Source organism: Streptomyces sp. NPDC046465 (assembly GCF_040646035.1).
In the GTDB taxonomy this organism is placed as follows: domain Bacteria; phylum Actinomycetota; class Actinomycetes; order Streptomycetales; family Streptomycetaceae; genus Streptomyces.
The window spans coordinates 230,522-254,006 of the sequence record NZ_JBEYZK010000008.1; the positions used below are offsets into that span (position 1 = coordinate 230,522).

The 23,485-nt window shown below is 71.4% G+C and carries 23 protein-coding genes; 10 read left to right on the plus strand and 13 right to left on the minus strand.

Annotated features, from left to right (window positions below; all coding sequences use genetic code 11):
• Positions 1–3 precede the first annotated feature (3 nt).
• The 8 genes from ABZ953_RS15055 to mce all read right to left on the minus strand — a co-directional run bounded on the left by ABZ953_RS15055 (position 4) and on the right by mce (position 10,758).
• Positions 4–792: an ABC transporter permease gene (locus tag ABZ953_RS15055; RefSeq protein ID WP_361722768.1), complete on the minus strand. Its 789-nt coding sequence runs from the start codon at positions 790–792 to the stop codon at positions 4–6.
• A gap of 158 nt (positions 793–950) precedes the next feature.
• Positions 951–2,168 carry an ABC transporter ATP-binding protein gene (locus ABZ953_RS15060; RefSeq protein WP_361722516.1) on the minus strand — a complete coding sequence of 406 codons (1,218 nt, stop codon included), beginning with the start codon at positions 2,166–2,168 and terminating at the stop codon, positions 951–953.
• Positions 2,169–2,221: 53 nt separating this feature from the next.
• Positions 2,222–3,109 carry a hypothetical protein gene (locus tag ABZ953_RS15065; RefSeq protein WP_361722519.1) on the minus strand — a complete coding sequence of 296 codons (888 nt, stop codon included), beginning with the start codon at positions 3,107–3,109 and terminating at the stop codon, positions 2,222–2,224.
• 38 nt (positions 3,110–3,147) lie between these two features.
• Positions 3,148–3,918 (minus strand): ABC transporter permease, encoded by a 771-nt coding sequence (locus ABZ953_RS15070; protein WP_361722522.1) that lies wholly within the window; start codon positions 3,916–3,918, stop codon positions 3,148–3,150.
• A 3-nt stretch (positions 3,919–3,921) separates the two neighbouring features.
• Positions 3,922–4,914, minus strand: a complete 993-nt coding sequence (locus ABZ953_RS15075) for an ABC transporter ATP-binding protein (protein WP_361722525.1) — start codon at positions 4,912–4,914, stop codon at positions 3,922–3,924.
• A 73-nt stretch (positions 4,915–4,987) separates the two neighbouring features.
• Complete coding sequence (locus ABZ953_RS15080) at positions 4,988–5,923, minus strand: cellulose-binding protein (protein WP_361722528.1); 936 nt, start codon at positions 5,921–5,923, stop codon at positions 4,988–4,990.
• Between the two features lie 183 nt (positions 5,924–6,106).
• Positions 6,107–10,078, minus strand: coding sequence for a polarized growth protein Scy (gene scy / locus ABZ953_RS15085; RefSeq protein WP_361722531.1), 3,972 nt, complete (start codon positions 10,076–10,078; stop codon positions 6,107–6,109).
• 239 nt (positions 10,079–10,317) lie between these two features.
• Complete coding sequence (gene mce, locus ABZ953_RS15090) at positions 10,318–10,758, minus strand: methylmalonyl-CoA epimerase (RefSeq protein ID WP_361722534.1); 441 nt, start codon at positions 10,756–10,758, stop codon at positions 10,318–10,320.
• A 138-nt stretch (positions 10,759–10,896) separates the two neighbouring features.
• Between mce and ABZ953_RS15095 the strand changes: the two genes are divergently transcribed.
• The 3 genes from ABZ953_RS15095 to ABZ953_RS15105 all read left to right on the plus strand — a co-directional run bounded on the left by ABZ953_RS15095 (position 10,897) and on the right by ABZ953_RS15105 (position 14,552).
• Positions 10,897–12,099: an acetyl-CoA C-acetyltransferase gene (locus tag ABZ953_RS15095; protein WP_361722537.1), complete on the plus strand. Its 1,203-nt coding sequence runs from the start codon at positions 10,897–10,899 to the stop codon at positions 12,097–12,099.
• Between the two features lie 58 nt (positions 12,100–12,157).
• Positions 12,158–13,114, plus strand: coding sequence for a methylmalonyl Co-A mutase-associated GTPase MeaB (meaB, locus tag ABZ953_RS15100; RefSeq protein ID WP_361722540.1), 957 nt, complete (start codon positions 12,158–12,160; stop codon positions 13,112–13,114).
• Positions 13,115–13,274: 160 nt separating this feature from the next.
• Entirely contained in the window at positions 13,275–14,552 is a 1,278-nt protein-coding gene (locus tag ABZ953_RS15105) for an MFS transporter (protein ID WP_361722543.1), read from the plus strand.
• Here the strand turns inward: ABZ953_RS15105 and ABZ953_RS15110 are convergent.
• On the minus strand, positions 14,525–15,259 hold the full coding sequence (locus ABZ953_RS15110) for a PepSY domain-containing protein (RefSeq protein ID WP_361722546.1): 735 nt from the start codon (positions 15,257–15,259) through the stop codon (positions 14,525–14,527). The genes ABZ953_RS15105 and ABZ953_RS15110 overlap by 28 nt on opposite strands.
• A gap of 150 nt (positions 15,260–15,409) precedes the next feature.
• Here ABZ953_RS15110 and ABZ953_RS15115 point away from each other — a divergent pair, with 150 nt between their 5' ends.
• The gene (locus ABZ953_RS15115) at positions 15,410–16,129 is read left to right on the plus strand and encodes a response regulator transcription factor (RefSeq protein WP_361722549.1); all 720 of its coding nucleotides are present in this window, start codon (positions 15,410–15,412) and stop codon (positions 16,127–16,129) included.
• Between the two features lie 5 nt (positions 16,130–16,134).
• Complete coding sequence (locus tag ABZ953_RS15120) at positions 16,135–17,610, plus strand: HAMP domain-containing sensor histidine kinase (protein WP_361722771.1); 1,476 nt, start codon at positions 16,135–16,137, stop codon at positions 17,608–17,610.
• Positions 17,611–17,641: 31 nt separating this feature from the next.
• Here the strand turns inward: ABZ953_RS15120 and ABZ953_RS15125 are convergent, their stop codons facing one another.
• The 4 genes from ABZ953_RS15125 to ABZ953_RS15140 form a co-directional block, all read right to left on the minus strand.
• A complete protein-coding gene (locus tag ABZ953_RS15125) occupies positions 17,642–18,118 on the minus strand; it encodes a MarR family transcriptional regulator (protein ID WP_361722552.1) in 477 nt (158 codons plus the stop codon).
• A 118-nt stretch (positions 18,119–18,236) separates the two neighbouring features.
• On the minus strand, positions 18,237–18,992 hold the full coding sequence (locus ABZ953_RS15130) for an AIM24 family protein (RefSeq protein ID WP_361722555.1): 756 nt from the start codon (positions 18,990–18,992) through the stop codon (positions 18,237–18,239).
• A gap of 47 nt (positions 18,993–19,039) precedes the next feature.
• A complete protein-coding gene (locus tag ABZ953_RS15135; RefSeq protein WP_361722558.1) occupies positions 19,040–19,690 on the minus strand; it encodes an AIM24 family protein in 651 nt (216 codons plus the stop codon).
• A gap of 1 nt (position 19,691) precedes the next feature.
• Complete coding sequence (locus ABZ953_RS15140; protein ID WP_361722561.1) at positions 19,692–20,330, minus strand: AIM24 family protein; 639 nt, start codon at positions 20,328–20,330, stop codon at positions 19,692–19,694.
• A gap of 165 nt (positions 20,331–20,495) precedes the next feature.
• Between ABZ953_RS15140 and ABZ953_RS15145 the strand changes: the two genes are divergently transcribed.
• From ABZ953_RS15145 to ABZ953_RS15165, 5 genes are all read left to right on the plus strand, one after another.
• Positions 20,496–20,846 (plus strand): DUF3817 domain-containing protein, encoded by a 351-nt coding sequence (locus ABZ953_RS15145; RefSeq protein WP_361722564.1) that lies wholly within the window; start codon positions 20,496–20,498, stop codon positions 20,844–20,846.
• The gene (locus tag ABZ953_RS15150) at positions 20,843–21,136 is read left to right on the plus strand and encodes an MTH1187 family thiamine-binding protein (protein WP_361722567.1); all 294 of its coding nucleotides are present in this window, start codon (positions 20,843–20,845) and stop codon (positions 21,134–21,136) included. The genes ABZ953_RS15145 and ABZ953_RS15150 overlap by 4 nt, the downstream gene beginning before the upstream one ends.
• Before the next feature lie 200 nt (positions 21,137–21,336).
• The gene (locus tag ABZ953_RS15155; RefSeq protein ID WP_361722570.1) at positions 21,337–22,056 is read left to right on the plus strand and encodes a hypothetical protein; all 720 of its coding nucleotides are present in this window, start codon (positions 21,337–21,339) and stop codon (positions 22,054–22,056) included.
• Complete coding sequence (locus ABZ953_RS15160; protein WP_361722572.1) at positions 22,053–22,742, plus strand: DUF4166 domain-containing protein; 690 nt, start codon at positions 22,053–22,055, stop codon at positions 22,740–22,742. Before ABZ953_RS15155 ends, ABZ953_RS15160 begins: the two co-directional genes overlap by 4 nt.
• Positions 22,739–23,392, plus strand: a complete 654-nt coding sequence (locus ABZ953_RS15165) for a TetR/AcrR family transcriptional regulator (protein WP_361722575.1) — start codon at positions 22,739–22,741, stop codon at positions 23,390–23,392. Before ABZ953_RS15160 ends, ABZ953_RS15165 begins: the two co-directional genes overlap by 4 nt.
• Positions 23,393–23,485 lie beyond the last annotated feature (93 nt).

The following is a 23,485-nucleotide window of genomic DNA, read 5'->3' on the forward strand; positions in this document are numbered from 1 at the left end:
CGGCTATACGTCGCGCTTCTCCAGGAGCGCGAACGCGCCCGCGACGGCGGCCGCCGTGATGACGACGAGCAGCGCCAGCTGTGAGCCGCCGCTGGCGCCCGTGTCGTCCGCGCCGAAGATCTTGGCGAGGGCGGTGATGGCGTTGTAGTCGTTCATCTTCTCGCCGAGCGGCTGCGTGCTCTTCCAGATCATCAGGAACCCGCCCAGGATCGCGGGCAGCAGCACCACGCCGAGCATCGCCGTGATGGCGCCCGCGGAGTGCCGCAGTATCGAGCCGACGCAGAGCGCGAGGACACCGAGGAGCGAGACGTACAGACCGCCCTTGAAGACCGAGCCCGCCCACGGCAGGTCGCCCGCCTCAGGGCCGCTGTTGGCGGCCGACGCGGCCAGGCCCACCAGCAGGATGGATCCTGCCGAGACCACGAAGGCGACCACGAAGAAGATCAGGATCTTCGCGGTGAGGACGCGGCTGCGCTGCGGGGACGCGGTGAACGTCGGGCGGATCATGCCGGTGCCGTACTCGGACGAGGTGACCAGGACGCCGAGCGTGATCAGGCAGATCTGGCCGAGCATCAGGCCGAAGAAGGCCGGGACCGTGAACGGCATGTCCGCGTAGTCGGCCGGGCTGGTGTTGGCCACGGCGAGCAGGCCGATGCCGATGACCAGGAGCAGGAAGATGCCCAGGGTCCACATCGTGGAGCGGACCGACTTTATCTTCGTCCACTCGGAGGCGAGGGCGTTGCCGAGGTGGGTCTTCTTGACCGGGATCGGCGAGGTGTAGGCGTTGGCCATCGCCTGCTGCCAGGCGGAGGGCGGCGCGGGGGCGGCGGGCGCGGGGGCCGTGGGGGCGCCCTGCATCGGGGCGCCCCGCGCGGGGGCACCCGCCTGTGCGTACGCCTGCTGGGGCTGTGCCTGCGGCTGCGGCTGCTGCTGCGGCGTCGGAGGCGTGGTCATCGCTGGTCCTCGCTGTCGCGCTTGGTCATGTCGGGGGCGGGGGCGGCGGGGGCGGCGGCGGGGGCGGCGGGAGCGGCCGGGGGAGCCGCAGGAGCCTGCTGGGGCGCCGTGGCGTAAGGGTTCGGCGTTCCGCCGGGCGCGCCCTGCGGCTGCGGCATCGCGAAGGGCTGGCCGCCCTGCTGGGGCGGCGGCGGGGCGTACCAGCCGGGCTGGCCCTGGCCGGGCACCGGCGCCTGCGGCCCGCCCGGCGGCAGCGCGCCGGGCGGCATCTGCTGCTGGAGGCCCGCCCGCTGGTCGACCGTGGAGCGGTAGTCGACGGCGCCCTGCGTCATCCGCATGTACGCCTCTTCCAGCGAGGCCTGGTGCGGGGAGAGCTCCCACAGGCGGGCGTTCGCGCCGTGCGCGATGTCGCTGATGCGGGGGAGCGGCAGACCGGTCACGCGCAGCGCGCCGTCCGCCTCCGGCATCACCTGGCCACCCGCCTCGGTCAGCGCGGCCGTCAGCTTCTCGCGCTGCTCGGGCTCGCTGTCCGGCGTCCGCACCCGCGCGAAGTCCGCGGAGTTGGCCGAGATGAAGTCCGTGACACTCATGTCGGCGAGCAGCTGGCCGCGGCCGATGACGACGAGGTGCTCGGCGGTGAGCGCCATCTCGCTCATCAGGTGGGACGACACGAAGACGGTGCGTCCCTCGGCCGCGAGCGACTTCATCAGGTTGCGGACCCAGAGGATGCCCTCGGGGTCGAGGCCGTTGACCGGCTCGTCGAAGAGCAGCACCTGCGGGTCGCCGAGGAGCGCCGCGGCGATGCCGAGGCGCTGGCCCATGCCGAGCGAGAAGCCCTTGGAGCGCTTCCTCGCCACCTCCTGAAGGCCGACGACGCCGAGTACCTCGTCGACCCTGCGGGCCGGGATGCCGGAGAGCTGCGCGAGGCAGAGCAGGTGGTTGCGGGCGTGCCGGCCGCCGTGCACGGCCTTGGCGTCGAGCAGCGCACCGACCTGGCGGGGGGCGTTCGGGAGCTTCCGGTAGGGATAGCCGCCGATCGTCACCTGCCCGCTGGAGGGTGCGTCGAGCCCGAGGATCATGCGCATCGTCGTCGACTTGCCGGAGCCGTTCGGCCCGAGGAAGCCGGTGACGGTACCGGGCCGCACCTGGAAGGAAAGGTTGTACACGGCTGTCTTGGCGCCGTAGCGCTTCGTCAGGCCGACTGCCTCGATCATTCTCCGCACCCATCGAATGGTTCAGGACGTCGGGGCACACGCCCCCGTAAGGGTTAGGAGGATAACGGGGAACTGACGGTTCCAGCCAAGAGCGAGTAAAACAGCCGAGCTCGGCCGGGCGGAACCGGGAGCTCCGTCCACGGAAGCACCCAGCCCTCCTCGGCGAAGAGAAGGGTGCCCCGGGCACGCAGTTCGGGGTCGGCGGCCGCCCGGCGCACCCAGGTCGCCGCGTCGGGCCCGAGCAGTTCGCGCAGCCGCGGCGACGCGTCGAGCAGGGCGTCGAGCAGCACCGCCTGGTCGCCGCCGCCGGGCCGCGGCGCTCCGGTGACCGGGTCGGCGAGGAGGCCGCGCGCGCTGACGTAGACGTACGCCTCGCCGAGCCGCTCGCCGGACGGCAGGCTCATCCCGTACGCGTCGCCGGGGAGCCGCACCCGCCGGTAGTTGGGGAGTTCCGTGGCGTCGACCGCGGCCAGCTGGGCCTCGTCGAGCCAGGACACCACCAGGGCGGCCCGCGCCTCGGCGGAGCTGTAGGGGGCGGCCGCCACGTACCCGGCGCGGCCGATGTGCGCGGAGCAGCCGATGCCGATGCCGCGCAGCCGCACGGGCACCATCGGCACCCCGCCGGGGACGCCGAGCCGGGCGAGCTTGTGGGAGAGCTGTCCGGGGGAGGCGTTCGAGCCGACGGCGAGCACGGGCAGGCGCCCCGCGACGGGTGCCCGGCCGAGACCGGTGAGGACCTCGTCCAGCGAGCGGTGGGGCCGGTGGCCCGCCCCGTCGACGGTCCACGCGCCGAGCCCGCCCCGCTGTGCCAGGAGCGGCAGCAGTTCGGCGTCGGTCAGCAGGGAGGGCACGGTGACCGGGAGGCCGGGGTAGGTGAGGGGTTGCAGGGCGGGCACCCCGTCGAGGCCGAGCGCCGCCAGTCCGCGGTCCTGCGCCGTCACACGCCTCCCTGCGCCCGTATGTCTGCGGGATGCTGCGGTTACGCGTCCCTCTTCTTCAGCAGTACGTACCCACCGATCAGCGCCGCCACCACCCACACCGCCATGATCGCGAGACCGCCCCACGGCCCGTACGGGGTGTCGTCGTCGAACGGCGACTTGACCTGCATGATCTTGCTGCCGGCCTGGTCGGGCAGGAAGCGGCCGATCTTCTTCGTCGCCGATACGTTGCCGAGGATGCTGGAGATCAGGAAGAAGAACGGCATCAGGATGCCGAGGGAGAGCATCGGGCTGCGCAGCATCGTCGCGACGCCCATCGAGAACATCGCGATGAGCGCCATGTACAGGGCGCCGCCGATCACCGCGCGCAGCACGCCGGGGTCGCCGATGTGGGCCTTGTACTGGCCGAGCATCGCCTGGCCCACGAAGAACGTGAGGAAGCTGGTGACCAGGCCCACCACGAACGCGAGCAGCGTCGCGACGCCGATCTTGCTGAACAGGAACGTGGCCCGCTGCGGCACCGCCGCGAGCGAGGTGCGGATCATGCCGGTGCTGTACTCGTTCGAGACGACGAGCACCCCGAAGACGATCATCGCGAGCTGGCCGAGGGACATCCCGGCGAAGCTGATGAAGGTCGGGTCGAAGGTCAGCCTGTCCTTGGCGTCCAGACTGTCGTAGTCGTTCTTGGACAGGATGCTGATCAACGTGCCGAGCGCGACCGTGACGACGACGGCGAGGCCGAGCGTCCAGACGGTCGACGAGACCGAGCGGATCTTGGTCCACTCCGACTTCAGAACCTGCGTAGCGGCCATCGCTCAGACGTCCTTCCGCTGCTGCCAGCCTTCGCCCCAGCCGGTGTCCGCCGGCCCGGTGGCGCTCGGCGGCGGACCGCCGCGTTCGTGGTCCGCGTGCGCGTGGTACTCCACGGACTCCGCGGTGAGCTGCATGAAGGCTTCCTCCAGCGAGGCCTGCTGGGGGCTCAGTTCATGGAGGACGAGCCCGTAGGCAGCGGCGAGCTCGCCGAGCCGCTCCGCGGCCGCCCCGTCCACCTCCAGGGCGCCGTCACCCGCCTCGACGGCGGTGACGCCCGCCTCGTGCAGCACGTCGAGGAGGCGTTCGCGCTGCGGGGAGCGCAGCCTGACGTACGACCGGGAGTTCTGCCGGATGAAGTCGGGCATCGACAGATCGGCGAGGAGGCGGCCCTGGCCGATGACGACGAGGTGCTCGGCGGTGAGCGCCATCTCGCTCATCAGGTGCGAGGAGACGAAGACCGTACGGCCCTGGGCGGCAAGGGATTTCATGAGGTTGCGGATCCAGTGGATGCCCTCGGGGTCGAGGCCGTTGACCGGCTCGTCGAACATCAGGATCTCGGGGTCGCCGAGCAGCGCGCCCGCGATGCCCAGGCGCTGGCCCATGCCGAGCGAGAAGCCCTTGGCCTTCTTCTTCGCGACGGCGGTCAGGCCGACGGTGTCGAGGACCTCGGTGACGCGGCTGCGCGGGATGCCGTTGCTCTGCGCGAGGCAGAGCAGATGGTTGAAGGCGCTGCGGCCGCCGTGCATCGCCTTGGCGTCGAGCAGGGCGCCGATGTACTTGAGGGGGTCCTTCAGCTGGGAGTAGTGCCTGCCGTCGATGCGGACGTCACCGGCCGAGGGGTTGTCGAGCCCGAGCAGCATGCGCATGGTCGTGGACTTCCCGGCGCCGTTCGGGCCGAGGAAGCCGGTGACCATGCCGGGGCGCACGGTGAAGGTCAGGTTGTTGACGGCCACCTTCTCGCCGTACCGCTTGGTCAGCCCCTCGAGCTCGATCATGCGCCAACGCTAGAACGAGACAAAGCCCCCTGCCACTCGGTGGCGGGGGGCTTCGCTGCTCCGACGGATCGCTTCAGCGGGTCTGCTGCGCGGGAACGCCACGCGAAACAGGCTCGTCGTCGGCGGGCGTACCCGCCGCCGCGACCGCCGCACCCGTCAGCGTCGCCAGCATCTCGCGGACGTTGGTCAGCTGAGCGTTGATGGAGTCGCGTCGGTTCGTCAGCGCCGCGAGCTCGCGCTCGGACTCGCTGCGGATACGGTCCGCCTTGGCGTTCGCGTCGGCCACGATGTCCTCGGCCTGGCGCTGCGCCGTCTCCACCGTCTGACGGGCCCGGCGCTCCGCGTCCGTGCGCAGCTTCTCCGCCTCCAGGCGAAGCTGCTCCGCGCGGTGCTCGATCTCCGCGAGACGCTTCTCCGCCTTGGCCTGACGCGACGCCAGGTCGCGCTCGGACTGCTCGCGGCGCTTGGCGAGGTTCGTCTCGAAGTCCGCGGCGGCCTGGGCGGCCTTGGCGCGCGTCTCCTCGAAGAGGGCGTCCGCCTCCTCACGCTTGGACTGCGCGTCCTTCTGGGCCTCGGCCCGCAGCGCGCTCGCCTCGCCCTTGGCCTTCTCGACGATCCGGACGCCCTCGTCCTCGGCCTTGGCCTTGCGCTCGGTGGCGAACGACTCGGCGTCGTTGCGCACCTGCTGGGCGGCGGACTCGGCGAGCTCACGGTGCTGCTCGGCCGCGCGACGGGCCTCCTCGCGCAGGTCCTTCGCCTCCTCCTCGGCGAGGCGGAGGATCTTCTCGACGCGGGCACCGAGACCGGCGTACGACGGCTCGGCGTCGGCAACCTGGGCCTGGGCGTTCTGCGTCTCGAGGTGCAGCTCCTCGATGCGCTTTTCCAGAGCAGTGATACGGGCGAGAGCGCTGTCACGGTCGGAGACGAGCTTGGAGATACGTTCGTCCACCTGAGCGCGGTCGTACCCACGCCGCACAAGCTCGAAGCCGTAGGGGGAAGTGTCGCTCATGGGGTTCCTGTCGAATGAGACCGGTGAGGTGATAGAGGGAATCCTAGGGGTCCAAGCGGCGTGTCATCGAGCAGATGCCCGTTTGATCTGGAGAATGACACCCCTTTTGAGTGGCTAACCGCCGGAGCACTTGCCAGCGACAGGGCCAAAGGTCCTTACGGAGCACGGGAGATGCTCCTTTGGCTAGCCCTCTGACTGCTTGCCACCCGAACGGGTCGACCCCGCCGCAGCACCGGCCTTGACGCCGCTCGCGCCGGAGCCGCTGTTGGGCCCGGTCTTCGCACCGCTCGACGGGGCCTCGAAAGACTCCAACGCCTCCAGCACGTCCTGGACACGGGAGATCTCCGCATTGATGTCCGAGCGGCGCCGGACCAGGACTTCGAGCTCGCGCTTGCCCTCCTCGACCGTCTGCGTGGCCTCCGCCTCCGCCTCGGCCTTGATCCGCTCGGCCTCGCGGGTCAGCGCGGCCTTCTTCGTCTCGGCCTCCTTCAGGAGCGCCTCGGCCTTCTTCACCGCGGAGATACGGACCTTGCTCGCCTCGGAGTTGGCGTCGGCGACCATCTCCTTGGCCTTCGCCTCGGCCTCCGCGAGCTGCTCCTCGGCGGCCTTCACCAGCGCGTCGCAGCGCTCGCCCGCGGACTTCATCGCCTCGGCGGACTCGCGGCGGGCGCGGGCGTGCAACTCCTCGATCTCGGTGGTGAGGCGGTCGCGCTGCTCCTCGGAGCGCTCCCTTATGGCGGTCGCGTCGCGGCGGGCCCCGACGAGCAGTTCGTCCGCGTCCGTACGGGACTTCTCCACCAGGGAGTTGCCCTGGACCGTCGCCTCGGCGACAAGGCGCTCGGCCTCCTGGCGGGCCGCGCCGACCATCGTGTCGGCCTGCGCCTCGGCGTCCGTGGTCGCCTTGAGCGCCTTCTCCTGCGCGTCCGAGGTCAGCTTCTCGGCCTCCGACGCGGCCTCCGTGATGAGCGTGTCGACCTGCTCGGCGGCTTCCTGACGGCGCTTGTTGGCGGCCTGCCGCGCCTCGTCGAGGGTCCGCTCCGCCTCGTCGCGCGCCTGGGACGTGAGCCGCTCGGCCTCCTGGGCCGCCTCCGCCTTGACGCGCTCGGAGTCGCTGCGGATCCGCTCGGCGTGCTGCTGCGCGGAGTTGACCGTCTCGGAGGCCTCGGCGCGCAGCCGCTCCGCGTCGCCGGAGGCATCCGAGATGAGCTTCTCGGCCTTCGCCACCGACTCGGCCCGCACCCGCTCGGCCTCGGCGGCCGACTCCGCGCGGAGCCGCTCGGCCTCGGTCGTGGACTCGGCCCGGAGCCGCTCGGCCTCCTCGATGGCCTCCGTACGGACGCGCTCGGCCTCCGTGGCCGTGTCGTTCTGCAGCTTCTCGGCCTCGCTGCGGGCCTCACCGATCAGCTGGTCGGCCTGGCTCGCGGCGTCGCCGCGGATGCGGTTGGCGTCCTCGCGGGCGTCGGCACGCGTGCGGGACGCGTCCTGCTCGGCCTGCGCGATGGTGTCCGACGCCTCCGTGCGGACCCGCTGGGCGTGGTCCGAGGCGTCCGAGCGCATCCGCTCGGCCTCCGAGATGGCCTCCGCGACCGTGCGCTCGGCAAGGGACTGCGCGGCCTCCGAAGCCTCCGTCGCCTCCCGCCGGGTGCGGTTGGCGTCCTCGGTGGCGCGCTCCCGCTCGGCGTACGCGTCGGAGCGGACGCGGTCGGCCTCCTCCTGCGCCTCCGTCCTCGTACGCTCGGCGGCGTGCTCGGCGGCCGAGCGCAGGCCCGTGACCTCTTCCTGCGCCGCCTCGTGCAGGCCTGCCACGGAGTCCCGTACGGACTGGGCGTGCTGGTCGGCGGCCGAGACCAGCTCGCTCGCGCGGCGGTCGGCCTCCTCGACGAGGCGGACCGCCTCGGTCTGCGCCTCCTCGACGCGCTTGCGGGCGGACGCGAGGAGCTCCTCGCTCTGCTCGCGGGCGCGCTCACGCTCCTGATCGGCCTCCGCGCGCGCGGAGCCCAGGGTCTCCTCGGCCTCGCGGCGGCGGCGGACGGCCTCCTCCTGGGCGGCGGACAGCGCCTCCGCGGCCTCCGCGGCGACCCGCTCGGCGGCGGCAGCGGCCTCCGCGCGGACGCGGTCGGCGGTCTCCTGCGCCTCGGTCTTGAGCCGCTCGGCCTCCGCGGCGGCCTCCGAACGCAGGCGTACGGCGATGTTCTCGCCCTCCGCGCGGGCGGTCGAGGCATCGGCGGCGGCCTCCGTGCGCAGCCGCTCCGCCTCGGTCTCGGCCTGCGACTGGAGCGTGCGGATCCGCTCGGCGGACTCCGCGCGAAGGCGGTCCGTCTCGTCCGTGGCCTCCTTGCGGATGCGCTCGGCCTCGGCGCGGGCGTCGGTCAGCGCCTGCTCGGCGGCGGCCAGACGCTCCTCGGCCTCCGTGCGCAGCCGCGTCAGCTCGTCGGCGGCCTCGGCCTGACGTGCCGCTATGGCCCGCTCGGTCTCCTCGCGCAGCGCCCGCGCGGCCTCCTCGGCCCCGGACTTCGTCGCCTCGGCCTGCTCGGCGGCCTCCTCGCGGTGCCGCTCGGCCTCCTCGCGGGTGCGCTCCAGGGTCTCCTCGGCCTGCGTGCGCAGCGCCGTGGCGCGCTCCACGGCCTCGGTGCGGACCCGGTCGCTCTCGGTGGCCGCGGCCGTGCGCAGCTCGTCCGCGTCGGCCTTCGCCTTGGCGAGCAGCTCCTCGGCGGACTTGGCCGCCTCCTCGATCTGCTGAACCGCCTCGCGCCGCGCCTCGCCCCGGATGCGCTCGCCCTCGGTGACCGCGTCGGCCCGCAGCTGTTCGGCCTCGCCGCGCAGCCTGCGCGCCTCCTCCTGCAGCTCGACGGTCTTGGCGCGGTACTCCTTGGTGTCGTCCTTCGCCGTGCCCTTGAGCTCCTCGGCGATGTCGTGCGCCTCGGCGCGCAGCCGGTCCGCCTCGGTCTCCGCCTCGGTGCGGATCCGCTCGGCCTCCTCGGTGGCGGCCTTCGTCGTCTCCTTGGCGTCCTTCGAGGCCTTGTCGAGGACCTCCTCGGCGGTGCGCGCTGCCTTCGCGAGCTGGCCCGCGGTCTCCTCGGCGGTGATCGTGCGCGCCTTCTCGGCGGCGTCCGCGATCAGCTTCTCGGCCTCCGCACGAGCGTCGGCGACCAGCTGTTCGGCCTCGGACTTGGTGGCCTCGGCCTCCTTCGTGGCCTCGCTGACCAGCCGGGCGACCTGCTCCTTGGCGGTGCGCGTGCGCTGTTCGTTCGCGCCTTCGGCGGCCGAGAGCTGCTTGCTCGCGGTGTCCTTGGCCTCGGCGAGCACCTTCTCGGCCTCGGCGCGCGCCTCGCGCAGCGCCGTCTCGGCCTCGCTCATGCGCTGCTCGGCGGCCCGGCTCGCCTCGGCGGCCCTGCGGCGCGCCTGCTCGGACTCGGTCGCCGTGGTGGAGCGCAGCTGCTCGGCGTGGTCGGTGGCCTCCTGGGCCTGCGTCGACGCGGCGTTCAGGAGGCGCTCGGCGTCCGTGCGGGCGCGGCGCAGGACCGCCTCGGCCTCGGCGCGGGCGGCCTCGGCGTCCTGGGCCAGGCGCTGGCGGGCCTCCTCGGCGACGCGGGCGGCCTCCGCGCGGGCGGCGGCGAGGGACTGCTCGGCCTCGGCGCGCGACTCGTCGAGGAGGCGGCGGGCCTGCTGTTCGGTACGGGCCCTGAGCTGCTCGGCCCAGGCCACGTTCTCGTTGACGTGCGACTCGACGGTCTGCCGGCGCTCGTTCAGCTCCTGGTCGAGCTGCTGGCGCCGCGTCACGGCCTCGGTGTGCAGCTCGGACTGGAGCCTGGCCTGCTGTTCGGCGTGCTCCTGGAGGATGCGCTGGGTCTGTGCCCTGGCGTCCCGCAGCTCGCGCTCGGCGTCGGCGCGCAGCTGTTCGGCCTGGATCTGGGCATTGCGGAGCAACTGCTCGGCCTGATACCCGATGTCCGCGCTGTCGTAGGCAGGGCGGGACGCGAGGTTGCGGCGCGCCTCGTGCAGCTTGGCGCGCAACACCTCGACCTGGTAGCCGAGGTCCTCGGCGTGCTGGACGGCCTTCTCCCGCTCGGTCTTCAGCCGGTCCATCTCGGCCTCGAACCGCGACAGACTGTCGGTCTCAGCCCGCGAGTTCTCTTGGCGTTCGTAGCCCCGCACTGCGCGGTCCCATCCTTCCCCAAGCTCTACGAGCAGGGGATACCCCAACCCTGGTCGCAAGTCTCTCCAACGAGCCCCGTCCATCCGCCGGACGGGGCCCCCGGGGGAATGGTGTCAGATCAACAGCGGAGCATGGGCTGCTGCCCCGACGCTCGTCCCCCGAAACCCGGACCCCGGCACTCGGCCGCCCAGAAGTTCGGACGGCCGCCCCTCACCCTACCGGCCCAGATATACGGAGGTCAGTGCTCCGGTGTCTCGGAAGGTGCCGAAGTGACAAGTTCCGTGAGGACGCCGTGGCAGTCCTTCGGGTGCAGGAAGGTGATACGTGACCCCATGGAGCCGATCCGGGGCTCTTCGTAGAGCACGCGCACGCCCTTGTCCTTGATGGCCGCGGCGTCGCCGTCCACGTCAGCGGTGCCGAAGGCGATGTGGTGGACGCCCTCGCCGTTCTTGGCCAGCCACTTGCCGACCGCGGAGTCGTCGCGGGTCGGCTCCAGGAGCTGGAGGTAGGAGGCACCTCCATCGCCGGTGTCATTGATCTTGAGCATGGCCTCCCGCACGCCCTGCTCTTCGTTGACCTCGCTGTGGGTCACCTCGAATCCGTACGTCGCGCGGTAGAACTCGACGGTTGTGTCGAGGTCGAAACAGGCGATCCCGATGTGATCGATTCGCGTCAGCATGTTTCAAGTGCAGCGCTTGACCCAGTGATTACGCAACGTGCGCGCGATCACACCTGCCGCCCGGTGACGGCGGGGGTACTGCTCAGTACATTCAGATAAACCCTCGTTAACTCCTCTCCTCCCAAGGGGTCGTCGCACATGGCAGGAACGACCGGCACCACCTCAGTGATCGTCTCGGGCGCACGCACGCCCATGGGCCGCCTCCTCGGCTCCCTGAAGTCCTTCTCGGGTGCGGACCTGGGGGGCTTCGCGATCAAGGCCGCGCTCGAGCGCGCGGGCATCGGAGGCGACCAGGTCCAGTACGTGATCATGGGCCAGGTGCTCCAGGCCGGGACAGGGCAGATCCCGGCGCGCCAGGCCGCCGTCAAGGCGGGCATCCCCATGAACGTCCCCGCACTCACCATCAACAAGGTGTGCCTGTCGGGCCTCGACGCCATCGCACTCGCCGACCAGCTCATCCGCGCGGGCGAGTTCGACATCGTCGTGGCGGGCGGCCAGGAGTCGATGACCAACGCCCCGCACCTGCTCCCCAAGTCCCGCGAGGGCCACAAGTACGGCGCGATCGAAATGATCGACTCCATGGCCCACGACGGCCTGACCGACTCCTTCGACGGCGTCGCGATGGGCGAGTCCACGGAGAAGCACAACACCCGCCTCGGCATCGGCCGCCCGGAGCAGGACGAGGTGGCCGCCCTCTCCCACCAGCGCGCCGCCGCCGCCCAGAAGAACGGCCTGTACGAGGCCGAGATCACGCCGATCGAGATCCCGCAGCGCAAGGGCGACCCGGTCCTCTTCTCCCAGGACGAGGGCATCCGCGCGGAGACCACCACCGAGTCCCTCGGCAAGCTGCGCCCCGCCTTCGCCAAGGACGGCACGATCACCGCGGGCACGTCCTCGCAGATCTCCGACGGCGCGGCCGCGGTCGTGGTCATGTCCAAGGCCAAGGCCGAGGAGCTGGGCCTGGCCTGGATCGCGGAGATCGGCGCGCACGGCAACGTGGCGGGACCCGACAGCTCGCTCCAGTCGCAGCCGTCCAACGCGATCCGGCACGCCCTGAAGAAGGAGGGTCTGCAAGTCGCCGACCTCGATCTGATCGAGATCAACGAGGCCTTCGCGGCCGTCGCGGTGCAGTCAATGAAGGACCTCGGAGTGTCCTCGGAAAAGGTGAACGTCAACGGCGGCGCCATTGCCCTGGGTCACCCGATCGGGATGTCCGGCGCCCGTGTCGTGCTGCACCTCGCCCTGGAACTGCGGCGGCGCGGCGGCGGCGTGGGTGCGGCCGCGCTGTGCGGTGGCGGTGGTCAGGGCGATGCCCTGATCGTGAAGGTGGCCAAGGCCTGACCCGTACGTCGGTCCTCCCGTACGCGGTCCTCTCCCGTACGTACTGAACGGAGCTGTGATGCAAGACGTCCCCTCCCTGGTGGCGCAGGCCCGCGAGGGCAGGCCGCGGGCCGTGGCCCGGCTGATCTCACTGGTCGAGGGGGCGTCGCCGCAGCTGCGCGAAGTGATGGCCGCGCTGGCTCCGCTCGCAGGCAACGCGTACGTGGTCGGTCTCACGGGATCCCCCGGTGTCGGCAAGTCGACATCGACGTCCGCGCTCGTGAGCGCCTACCGGCGGACCGGGAAGCGGGTCGGCGTCCTCGCCGTCGACCCGTCGTCCCCCTTCTCCGGCGGCGCCCTCCTCGGCGACCGGGTGCGGATGTCGGACCACGCGTCCGACCCCGGCGTCTACATCCGCTCCATGGCCACGCGCGGCCACCTCGGCGGGCTCGCGTGGGCCGCGCCGCAGGCCATCCGCGTCCTGGACGCGGCGGGCTGCGACGTGATCCTCGTCGAGACCGTCGGCGTCGGACAGTCCGAGGTGGAGATCGCCTCGCAGGCGGACACCTCGGTCGTGCTCCTCGCGCCGGGCATGGGCGACGGCATCCAGGCGGCGAAGGCCGGAATCCTGGAGATCGGCGACATGTACGTCGTCAACAAGGCCGACCGCGACGGCGCCGACGCGACCGCCCGCGAGCTGAACCACATGCTGGGCCTCGGCGAATCCCGCGGCGCCGGCGACTGGCGGCCGCCCATCGTGAAGACGGTCGCGGCGCGCGGCGAGGGCATCGACGAGGTCGTCGAGGCGCTGGAGAAGCACCGGGCGTGGATGGAGGAGCGGGGGGTCCTCGCGGAGCGCCGGGTCGCCCGCGCCTCCCACGAGGTCGAGACGATCGCCGTCACGACGCTGCGGGAACGGATCGGCTCCCTGCACGGCGATCTCCGACTGTCCGCGCTCGCGGAACGGATCGTGGCGGGGGAACTCGACCCGTACACGGCGGCCGATGAGCTGGTCGAGGGGCTGACGGAGAGCTAGGTCGCTTCCGATGGGCTTTTCGGCGGTTCGTGAAAAAGAGTGTCCAGGCGGCACCCCGGCGGATACCGTGACCCCCGTGTTCCTCCTCTTGGCATAGGGCCCGCCCCGCCCGCGCTCGCCACGCACGACCGTGGCCCACGCGGGACTCCGGCGACCCCTTGTGCCTCTTCGAGTCCAGAGGAACCCTTCCGTGTATCTCGCCGTGCTGCGGACCCCGCACGCCCTCCGCGCCTTCGCCACCGTCCTGCCCGCCCGCCTCTCGTACGGGACGGTCTCCCTCTCCCTGATGCTTGCGGTCAGGGACGCCTCCGGGTCGTATGCCGTCGCGGGGGCCGTCACCGCGCTGTTCGGGGCGGCCAACGTGCTGCTCTCGCCGGTCCGTGCCGCGCTCGTCGACCGGCACGGGCCGCGCCGCGTGCTCGCCCCGATGGTCTCTCTGTACGCCGGGCTCCTCACCGCCCTGACCCTCGCGACGTGGCGGCCCGGCACGGCCCCGGTCTGGCTCGGCGTCCTCGCCGCGTGCGCGGGAGCCTGTACGCCGCCGCTCGGCCCCGTCATGCGTACCGTGTGGGCCGAACTCCTCGACGGTGACCGGCGGTTGCTGCAGCGCGCGTACAGCCTGGACGGGGTGGCCGAGGAGCTGCTGTTCGTCTCGGGGCCGCTGCTCGTGGGGCTGATCGTCCAGGTCGGGCCCGCCGCCGCGGGCATCGCGGCCAGCGCCGCACTGATCTGGACCGGCACGCTCGCCTTCCTCGCGTCCCCGGCGGTCCGGGGGCAGCGGAGGCGGCGCGGCGGGGCTTCCGGAGGCGGCGGGCGCGCCGTGGGGCGCAAGCTGGCCCAGCCTGTCGTCGTCGTTGCCGGGGTCGGCCTCTGTGTGGGCGCCCTCGAACTGCTCTTCGTGGCCTTCGCCGAGGGAGTGGGGCGGCCGGACGCCGTGGTCTGGGTCCTGGCCGCGTTCTCCGCGGGCAGCGCCGTGGGGGGCCTGCTGCACGGTGCCGTGTCCTGGCGCTCGTCGGCGCGGTCCCGGCTGCCCGTGCTCGCCGTGGCCCTCGGCCTGCTCTCGGCCGCGGCCGGTCTCGCGCCGGGGCTGCCCGCCCTGGTCGGCGTGGCGGCCTGCGCCGGACTCTTCGTCGCCCCGGCCCTGACCACCGCCTACCTGATCGCGGACGAGTCCGTGGCGCCGGAGCTGCGCACCCAAGCGGGCGCCTGGGTCAACACCGCGGTCAACGCGGGTCTTTCGGTCGGCGCGGCCGCGATCGGCGCGATGGTGGGCAGGGCCCCGCTGGCCTGGTGCTTCGTGGGAGCCGCCGTCGCCCCCGTCCTGGGGGCGGTCGCGACGCTGCGGACGCCGCGACGCGCCGAGGGCGGCGTCGATGACGCCGCCCCTGTGGCCCGAGTGGTCGCTGTACGTCAGTCGTCGGAGCCGTCGTCGTCCTGACCGTCGTGGTCGTCGTGGTCCTGGCCGGCGTGGTCGTGGGTGTCCGTGCGGTCGGCCGTGACCTTGCCGGTCTTCAGGTCGACGTCGTACTCGGACTCGGCGCCCTTGGCGCCGGTCGTCTCCACGTTCCAGGCGACCGCCTTGCCGTCGTCGTCCAGGTCCACGGAGGTCACCGTGCCCTTGTCGGCACCGGCCCGCGCGGCGTCCGCGGCGCTGACGGACGCGTCCTTCAGTGCGGAGTTCACCCGGGCGGCGTCGGCGGCGTCGTCACCGTCGTCGTCCTTGTCGACCCAGGAGCCGAGCACCTTGCCGGTGCCGGGGTCGACCTCGACGTTGTGCCAGGTGCTGCCCTTCAGGACGTCGACGTCCCAGACCAGGCCGCCGTCCTCGTCGTCGAGCTCGGCGGAGACCGCGGTGCCCTTGGTGTGCGCGAGGGCGGCCTTGATGGCGTCGGCGGCCGTCACCTTCGCGGCCTTCGCCTCCGCGGTGTTCTCCGCGGCGTCGTCAGCGTCGTCGGAGTCGTCGTGCGCCTCGTCCTTGCGGTCGTCGTCCTTGCCGTCCTGGTCCTTGCGGTCGTGGTCCTTGAGCTGGACGCTCGACTTGCTCGCGGCGCTGTCGTCGTCACCGCCGACCGCGAAGGCGGTGGCGGTGCCGCCTCCGATCAGGGCCGCGGCGGCGACGGTGGCGATCACGATGTTGCGCTTCATGAGGGTCCTCCCGAGAACTGGGCGGTACGGGTGGCGGCCGGGGGGCCGCTGCCGTTCGCTTTCGACATGGACCAATCTGGCTGAGCGATCCTGAACCCACGCTGAAGCCGCCTGAAGAACTCTTCAGCTTCGCTCTGCCACCCTGAACGCATGCGCCCGCCCGTCTCCCACCACCGCCCTGCCGGAGGCGCTACGCGCCACACCTATCGAATCTTGATCGTGGAGGACGAAAAGCGACTCGCCCTGTCGCTGGCCAAGGGCCTCACCGCCGAGGGCTACGCCGTGGACGTCGTCCACGACGGCGTCGACGGGCTGCACCGCGCGAGCGAGGGCACGTACGACCTGGTGATCCTCGACATCATGCTGCCCGGCATGAACGGCTACCGCGTCTGCTCCACGCTGCGCGCCGCGGGCCACGACGTGCCGATCCTGATGCTCACCGCCAAGGACGGCGAGTACGACGAGGCGGAGGGGCTCGACACGGGCGCCGACGACTACCTCACCAAGCCCTTCTCGTACGTCGTCCTCGTCGCCCGCGTGAAGGCGCTGCTGCGCCGCCGCGGCTCCGCGGGCCCGTCCCCGGTGCACACCCTCGGCGACCTCAAGGTCGACACGGCCGCGCGCCGCGTCTTCCGTGGCGAGGACGAAGTCACCCTCACCGCGAAGGAGTTCGCGGTCCTTGAACAGCTGGTCCTGCGCACCGGCGAGGTCGTCTCCAAGGGCGACATCCTGGACCACGTCTGGGACTTCGCGTACGAGGGCGACCCCAACATCGTCGAGGTGTACGTGAGCACGCTGCGGCGCAAGCTCGGCGCGACCCTGATCAAGACCGTGCGCGGCGCGGGCTACCGCCTGGAGGCCCCGCGATGAGGAAGATGAGGAAACTGCTCGGATCCGTACGGGCCAGGGCCACGCTCGGCGCGAGCCTGGTCGTCGCCCTCGCGCTGGTCGCCGCGGGCGCCGCCGTACTCCTCTCGCTACGGACCAATCTCGTCGACCAGGCGGGCTCCCGGGCCGATTCCGCCGCCCGCAAGGTCGCCTCCCAGCTCGTCGCGGACCGGCCGTACGACGAACTCGACCTGCCGGACGACGAGGAAGAGCCCGTCCAGGTCGTCGATGACGAGGGCAGGCTGGTCGTGGCGAGCGACGACCTGGAGAAGATCAGCGGAACCGGCGTCGACGCGGTCAGGCCCGGCCCCGCCTCCCGGGCACCGAAGTCCGGGAGCGCCGAAAACGGAGAGAAGGGGGAGAAGAGGGAGAAGGGGGAGAAGGAGGAGAGTGGTGAGGGCTCCTCCGATGGCGGTGAGGTCGACGACGAGACCAAGTTCACCGACGGCTCCGCCACCGTCGACGGCGAGACCTCCGACTTCCGCTTCGCCGCCGTCGAGGTGAGCACCGAATCCAAGGGCGACCTCACCGTCTACGCCGGCGGCTCGCTCTCCAGCGAACAGAGCGCGGTCTCAACGGCGTTGACGTCCATGCTGATCGGGTTTCCGCTGCTGCTCGCGGTGGTCGGCGGCGTCACCTGGCTGGTGACGCGGCGCGCCCTGCGCCCGGTGGCGGCGATCACCGCGGAGATGTCCGCGATCACCGCGTCGGAGGACCTGGCACGCCGGGTGCCAGAGCCGGACACGCACGACGAGATCGCCCGGCTCGCCCGCACCACGAACGAGACCCTCACCGCACTGCAGACCTCGGTGGAGCGTCAGCGGCGCTTCGTGGCGGACGCCTCGCACGAGCTGCGCAGCCCCATCGCCTCCCTGCGCACCCAGCTCGAAGTGGGCGCGGCGCACCCGGAGTTGCTGGATGTGGACGGCGCCGTCGAGGACACCGTGCGGCTCCAGGAGCTCGCCGCGGACCTGCTCCTGCTTGCCCGTCTCGACGCGGGGGAGAAGCCGGGAGGGGCCAGGCTCGACCTGGCGGCCTTCGTCCGCGAGGAGGTCTCGCAGCGGACCCGGGACCGCGTCGACGTGCACACGGATCTGCGGAGTGTCGAGGTCGCGGGCTCGCGCGGCCAGTTGGCGCGGGTGCTCGGCAACCTGGTGAACAACGCTCAGCGGCACGCGCGCTCCCGCGTCACGGTCACCACGAGGAACGACGGCGCCTGGGCGGTCCTTGAGGTGGCCGATGACGGCAGCGGCGTGCCGGCGAGCGAACGGGAGCGGGTCTTCGAGCGGTTCGTGCGGCTCGACGACGCGCGGACCCGCGACGAGGGCGGGGCCGGACTTGGCCTCGCCATCGCGCGGGACGTTGCGGTACGGCACGGCGGCACGCTCGTGGTGCGGGAGGCGCCGTCCGGTGGTGCGCTCTTCGAACTCCGGCTGCCCAGCCCTCAGTCGTCGGCGGAATGAGGGGTGCCGCGGCCGGTCGTGGCGGAGCGGGTCAGGGCTTGCCGCGCTGGGAGCGCAGGTGTTCCGCGATCGGGGTCAGGGCCTTGCGCAGCTCTTCGAGCGCTTCGGCGGAGATGAGGTCCACGAAGTGCCGCCGCACGGAGGCGACGTGGTGTGGAGCCACCTTCTGCATGGTCTCCATGCCCTCCTCGGTGAGTACGGTGTAGAGGCCTCGCCGGTCGGACTCGCAGTTCTCACGGCGCACCAGACCCGCGTTCTCCATACGGGTGATCTGGTGGGACAGGCGACTCTTGGACTGCAGGGTGGCGGCGGCAAGATCGCTCATCCGCATCCGCAGCTCTTCCGATTCGGAGAGATACACGAGAATGTCGTAGTCGTTCATGGTCAGGTTGAACGGCTGAAGGTCCTTTTCGAGCTGATATGTCAGCATCCGGTTGACCTCCACGTGGGTGCGCCAAGCGCACTGTTCCTCGTCGGTCAGCCACTGCGGGGCCGTCTCGGTCTCCATGGAATCGATTCTACCTAAGAAGTTGAAAGGTGAACGAATGGTGGGATGTGACGCGCCTCGCAACCCCTGCCTCTCGGAGGGGCACAGGCGTTCGCCGTCACACTCCGCAGACTACCGCTCACAGCCCGAAGCGACGCTGGAGGTCCCCCAGTTGTCCGGGAAGGCGCGGTGTCCCCGGCTGCTGACCCGGTTGGCCCGGGGTGCCTCGCCCGCCCGGCACGCCCGCCTGGTTCGGCACCGCTCCCGCCGCCTGCTCGGGCATGAGCGCCTCCGAGGACTGGAGCAGCACCGTGCCGGCGCCCACGAACTCGAACTGGTGCTCCTCGCCCGAAGTGCCGCCGATGCCGGTCAGTGCTCGCACGCCCCCGATCACGCCGGTGAGATACCCGTGGTCGTAGTGATGGCACGGTGAAGGGCAGTCCGCCCAGCCCACGAGCGCCTGTGGATCTACGCGGATCGGGGGCTCCATGAAGATCACGGGCCCGTTCGAAGCGGCGACGAACTTGCCCGTGCCGATGAGCGTCAGAAAGCCCGGAACGATGGATTGCTTCAACGCGAGAGTTGGCTGAAAAGCGAGGAGGTTGCCCGAGCGAATGGTCAGGTTGCCCTCGTTCAAGTCATACGAATTCACGTCGAAGGCCCGGTCGGCGAGGAGCATCTTGCCCTGCCCGTCCGCCACGACCCAGTCGCTTGCGTGCAGCGGCGAATGAAAGCTGGTCCGGACCATTCGGTCGAGGCGGCCGTGCCCGATGCCGTTGAAGTCGATGCGCCCGTAGTAGGCGATCATCTTCCCCTTCTGCAGGAACCACTGGCTGCCCTTGAGCTCCACGCAGAAGGTGTACGGGCTGACGTTGTCGTCGCTCGGCAGCGTCATGGGGTCGAAGACGGCGGGCGCTCCCGCGGGGGTCGAGACGTTGGGGTTCACAGCTTCTCCTCCGAAGCCTGGACGTACACCGCGCCGCTTCCCGACAGCTCCAGCTGGAAGGCCTCTCCGGAGCCGCGGCCCACCATGTCCCGCCAGCCGAGCGCCGTCGAGAGCTTGTTGCGCACGTCGCCGTGGTGCGCGACATACGCCTGTGGGTCGACGTGCACGGGGCGCTGCGGGGTGATCGGCACCTCGATGACGCCGCCGTGCGCCATGACGGCGACCGCGCCGTGGCCTTTCAGGGTCGTGGTGAACAGGCCCTGGCCGCTGACCTGTCCGCGCACCATGCCCATGACGCCGCCCTGCGCGCCCAGGAACATCGTGCCCTGCTGGAGCGTGCCGTCGAAGGCGAGCAGGCGGTCCGCCTCCACGAAGAGGGTGTCTCCGGAGAGGCCGATCACCTGGATGTGGTGACCGCCGTGCCCGAAGAGGACGGTGCCACTGCCTGCGACGGTCATCAGGGGCGTGGCCTCGCCCGCGACCCGGCGCCCGATCATGGAGGCCAGGCCGCCCTGGCCGCCCTGGAGGTTGGGGGTGAAGGTGACATCCCCTTGGTAGGCGAGCATGGCGCCGCGCTGGCTGAAGATCTTGACGCCCGGCTGCACCGTCGCCTCGACCACCTTCGAGTTGATCTCCCGGAACGGCATCTCAGACGTCCCCCGCGATCGTGGTGCGCTCACTGGGCTGTACGTAGACCAGGCCGTCGCCCTCGAAGCGGATCTGGAAGGCCTCTCCGCCGCCCTCGCCCATGAACGTGCGGAAGGTGACGCCGGACTGGAAGCTCTGGTGGACGTCGCCCTGGTGGGCGATGTACGCCCCCGGGTCGACCATCAAGGGGTACTCCCGGGAGACGCGCAGCACCACCGCGGGCCCGTCGGAGACGATCGCGGCCTGGCCCGTGCCCTCGACGGTCGTCGTGAACAGTCCGTTCCCCTGGGTCGCGCCGCGCAGGCCCGTGAAGCTGGTGCCGGTGCGCAGCCCCGCGTCGGTGCAGAGCAGATTGCTCGCCTCGACATGGAGCTTGTCGCCGCGCAGCCGCACGAGATTGATCTCCGTGGCGCGGTCGGCGAACCAGCAGGTGCCGTGCCCCTTCACCTCCATCACCGTCATCTGTTCGCCGGTGACGCGGCGGGTCACCATGCCCCGGATGCCCTCGCCGCCGCCGGTCATCTTCTTGAACTCCATCTGGCCGTCATAGGCGACCATCGAGCCGTTCTTCGCCTTCACGGCATCGCCGGTCATGTCGACGGCGAGCACTCTGCTCCCTTGGAGCCGGAATGTAGCCACGAATCGACGGTAGCCGCCGCGTACCCGCCCAGAACAGGGTGAAGGCCCCTGAGCGAACCCCGAGAAGACCCCGATGTCACAATGGGGTCGCTTGTGCGTCCGTTCACAAGATCGGCGCCGCCCGGCCCTGCCTCCTCCCGCCGCCCCACCCACCGAAGGTGACCCGTGGACATCAAGACCGCCTCCGCCCTCCGCCGCCTCCGCCTGGTCTCCGTGCCCGAGGGCATTTCCTGGATCGTGCTGTTGGTCTGCACGATCATCAAGTACACGGTCGCCGAGAGCTTCAACGTCGCCCCGGTGCTCGGCCCGATCCACGGCGTGCTCTTCATCCTGTACGTGATCTTCTGGCTCGACGCGTGGAACCGTACGAAGTGGGACGCGAAGACGGGCATCCTCTACTTCGCGTACTCCTTCATCCCCGGCGGCGGGTTCATGGCCGAGCGCAGGCTCAAGCGTGAGGCCGAGGCCGCGGTGATCGCCTCGTGCGCCCGCAACGAAGGAATCGTGAACGCATGATCGTCGCCTTCTCCGTGACCCCGCTGGGGGTCGGTGAGGACGTCGGCGAGTACGTCGCCGACGCGGTCCGTATCGTCCGCGAGTCCGGACTGCCCAACCGGACCGACGCCATGTTCACCTCCGTCGAGGGCGAGTGGGACGAGGTCATGGACGTCGTCAAGCGCGCCGTCGCCGCCGTCGAGGCACGGGCCCCGCGCGTCTCTGTCGTGATGAAGGCGGACATCCGCCCCGGCGTGAGCGACGGCCTCACCTCCAAGGTCGACACGGTGGAGCGTCACCTCGGCGCATGAGCCGCCGACACCTCGTCGCCGGTCCCTGCACGTGCAGCGGCACAGAAAGCCCCCGCCCTTCCGGGCGGGGGCTTTTTCGTGCGCCATCACTTGAGCGAGCGGCCTGAGTGACTTGAGCGAGCGACTTGAGCGACTGCTCAAACACCTGTACCTTCCGTTTTGAGCACTCGCTCAAAACGACGCTGACGTGGGGGTTAACGGTGAGCCTGTACATCGAGGCACGGATACGCGCCGATCTCGACGACCTCTGGGCGCGCACCCAGGAGCCCGACCGGCACCAGCGCTGGGACCTGCGCTTCACCGAGATCGACTACCTGCCGCGCCAGGAGGGCGAGCCCCAGCACTTCCGGTACGCCACGCGCGTGCTGCCCTTCCTCGCCATCGCGGGCACCGGCGTCTCCGCGGGCGAGAAGCGGCGCCCCGACGGCACGCGGACCTCGGCCCTGCGCTTCTCCTCGCCGCACCCCCTCTCCCTCCTCGAAGAGGGCAGCGGCTACTGGCGCTACGTACCGGCGCCGGACGGCGACGGCATCCGCTTCCTCACCGGGTACGACTACCGGCCGCGCTGGGGCCGCTTCGGAAAGGCCGCCGACCGCGTGCTCTTCCGGCCCCTCATGGGCTGGGCGACCGCCTGGTCCTTCGACCGGCTCCGGCTCTGGCTGGAGCGGGGCATCACCCCCGAACGCGCCCTGTGGAACGCGGTCGCCGAGGCCGCCGCGCGCGTCCTCTGCGTCCTCGCCGCCGTCCTCCTCGCCCCCATGACCGCCATCGCCGCGGCGGCCCTGATGCTGTTCCTGCCGCCCCTGCCCACCACCCCGGCCGCCCGCCGCTGCCTGCGCACCCCACCGGAACGCGCCCGCGCCCCGCACGTCCTCGCGACGCTCACCACCCTCACCACCGCCAAGGAGCAGCGCTCGTGAAGCAGCACGCCTCGATCTTCCGCACGGTGCTCGGCGCCGACTTCGACCGGCTGCACCCGCAGATCCAGCGCCGCTTCTCCGTGGGCCTCGCGAGCGGCGAGGCCTGCACGGGGCGGGGCGTGATGGACCGCGTCTGGCACGGCAGGGGCTTCGTGAAGCCGTTCCTCGCGCTCGGCGGCACCCGCAACATCCTCCTTCCGCGCCAGGGCAGGAACGTCCCCTTCACCATCGAGAACGTGCCGTACACCGACACGTACGGCCGTGAGACGGTGACCTTCGTGCGCACCTTCGAACTGCCCGGCGGCCCCCGCCGCTTCGACGCCCAGATGGTCCTCGGACCCCAGGGCGACCGCGTGCTCGACTACCTCGGCACGCACCAGCACCTCGCCAGCGACCTGCACCTGCGGGCCGAGCCCGACGGCTCGCTCCTGATCCGCTCCGGAGAGCACCGCTTCCGGGAAGGCCCGGTGGACTGCCGCGTGCCCGAACTGATCGGCGGCGACGCGGAAGTGCGGGAGTCCTACGACGACGCGGCGGGCCGGTTCCGCATCCGGGTGCGGGTCACCAACCGCCGCTTCGGGCCGCTCTTCGGGTACGAGGGCTCCTTCACGGCGGCGTACACCGACGTCCGTATGTGCGGGGTGCGCCCCGGGCTGCGGCCCGTCCGCGAGGAGGTGCGCGCGTGAGCGCCGCCAAGGACCCGGCCAAGAGCCAGGAGACCCGGACCAAGCTCCTCGAAGGCGCGCTGCGGACGCTTACCGAGCAGGGCATCGCCAAGGCGTCGGCGCGGAACATCGCGGCCGCCGCCGGGGTCAACCAGGCGCTCGTCTTCTACCACTACGGCTCCGTCGACGACCTCCTTGCGGCGGCCTGCCGGCACGGCACGGAACAGCGGGTCTCCCTCTACCGGGAGCGCCTCGCCGGGATCGAGTCCTTCGCCGGACTGCTCGCCTTCGGGCGGGAGATGCACGAGCGGGAACGCGAGGCGGGGCATGTCGCCGTCCTCGGCCAGCTCCTCGCCGGGGCGCAGACCCAGCCGCGGCTCGCGGCGGCGACGGCGGCGGGTCTCGCGCTCTGGATCGAGGAGATCGAGAAGGTCCTCACCCGGGTCCTGTCCGCGTCGCCGCTCGGCGAGTTCACGGACCCCGTGGGGCTCGCGCGGGCGGTGGGCGCGTCCTTCGTGGGCCTGGAGCTGTACGAGGGGGTCGACCCGGCGGGTACGGAGCGGGCGCTCAACTCCCTGGAGCAGTTGTCCGTCCTCGTGACGGCGGTCGAGGACCTGGGGCCGCTGGCCCAGCGGGCGGTCCGCCACCGGTTGCGCCGTACACGCCCGTAGGAGCACCGCAACCCGGCCAAAACCCCCCAACCTAAAACCCCTCGCACGGGCGAACCCCGTTCGACACGCCGGGGAAACTCCACTTTTGTGTGG

Coding starts and splice junctions, on each gene's coding strand:
- ABZ953_RS15055 (WP_361722768.1), bottom strand. CDS start 792: ATGGCCAACGCCTACACCTCGCCGATCCCGGTCAAGAAGACCCACCTC.
- ABZ953_RS15060 (WP_361722516.1), bottom strand. CDS start 2,168: ATGATCGAGGCAGTCGGCCTGACGAAGCGCTACGGCGCCAAGACAGCC.
- ABZ953_RS15070 (WP_361722522.1), bottom strand. CDS start 3,918: ATGGCCGCTACGCAGGTTCTGAAGTCGGAGTGGACCAAGATCCGCTCG.
- ABZ953_RS15075 (WP_361722525.1), bottom strand. CDS start 4,914: ATGATCGAGCTCGAGGGGCTGACCAAGCGGTACGGCGAGAAGGTGGCC.
- ABZ953_RS15080 (WP_361722528.1), bottom strand. CDS start 5,923: ATGAGCGACACTTCCCCCTACGGCTTCGAGCTTGTGCGGCGTGGGTAC.
- mce (WP_361722534.1), bottom strand. CDS start 10,758: ATGCTGACGCGAATCGATCACATCGGGATCGCCTGTTTCGACCTCGAC.
- ABZ953_RS15095 (WP_361722537.1), top strand. CDS start 10,897: ATGGCAGGAACGACCGGCACCACCTCAGTGATCGTCTCGGGCGCACGC.
- meaB (WP_361722540.1), top strand. CDS start 12,158: ATGCAAGACGTCCCCTCCCTGGTGGCGCAGGCCCGCGAGGGCAGGCCG.
- ABZ953_RS15110 (WP_361722546.1), bottom strand. CDS start 15,259: ATGAAGCGCAACATCGTGATCGCCACCGTCGCCGCCGCGGCCCTGATC.
- ABZ953_RS15115 (WP_361722549.1), top strand. CDS start 15,410: ATGCGCCCGCCCGTCTCCCACCACCGCCCTGCCGGAGGCGCTACGCGC.
- ABZ953_RS15120 (WP_361722771.1), top strand. CDS start 16,135: ATGAGGAAACTGCTCGGATCCGTACGGGCCAGGGCCACGCTCGGCGCG.
- ABZ953_RS15125 (WP_361722552.1), bottom strand. CDS start 18,118: ATGGAGACCGAGACGGCCCCGCAGTGGCTGACCGACGAGGAACAGTGC.
- ABZ953_RS15130 (WP_361722555.1), bottom strand. CDS start 18,992: ATGACGCTGCCGAGCGACGACAACGTCAGCCCGTACACCTTCTGCGTG.
- ABZ953_RS15135 (WP_361722558.1), bottom strand. CDS start 19,690: ATGCCGTTCCGGGAGATCAACTCGAAGGTGGTCGAGGCGACGGTGCAG.
- ABZ953_RS15150 (WP_361722567.1), top strand. CDS start 20,843: ATGATCGTCGCCTTCTCCGTGACCCCGCTGGGGGTCGGTGAGGACGTC.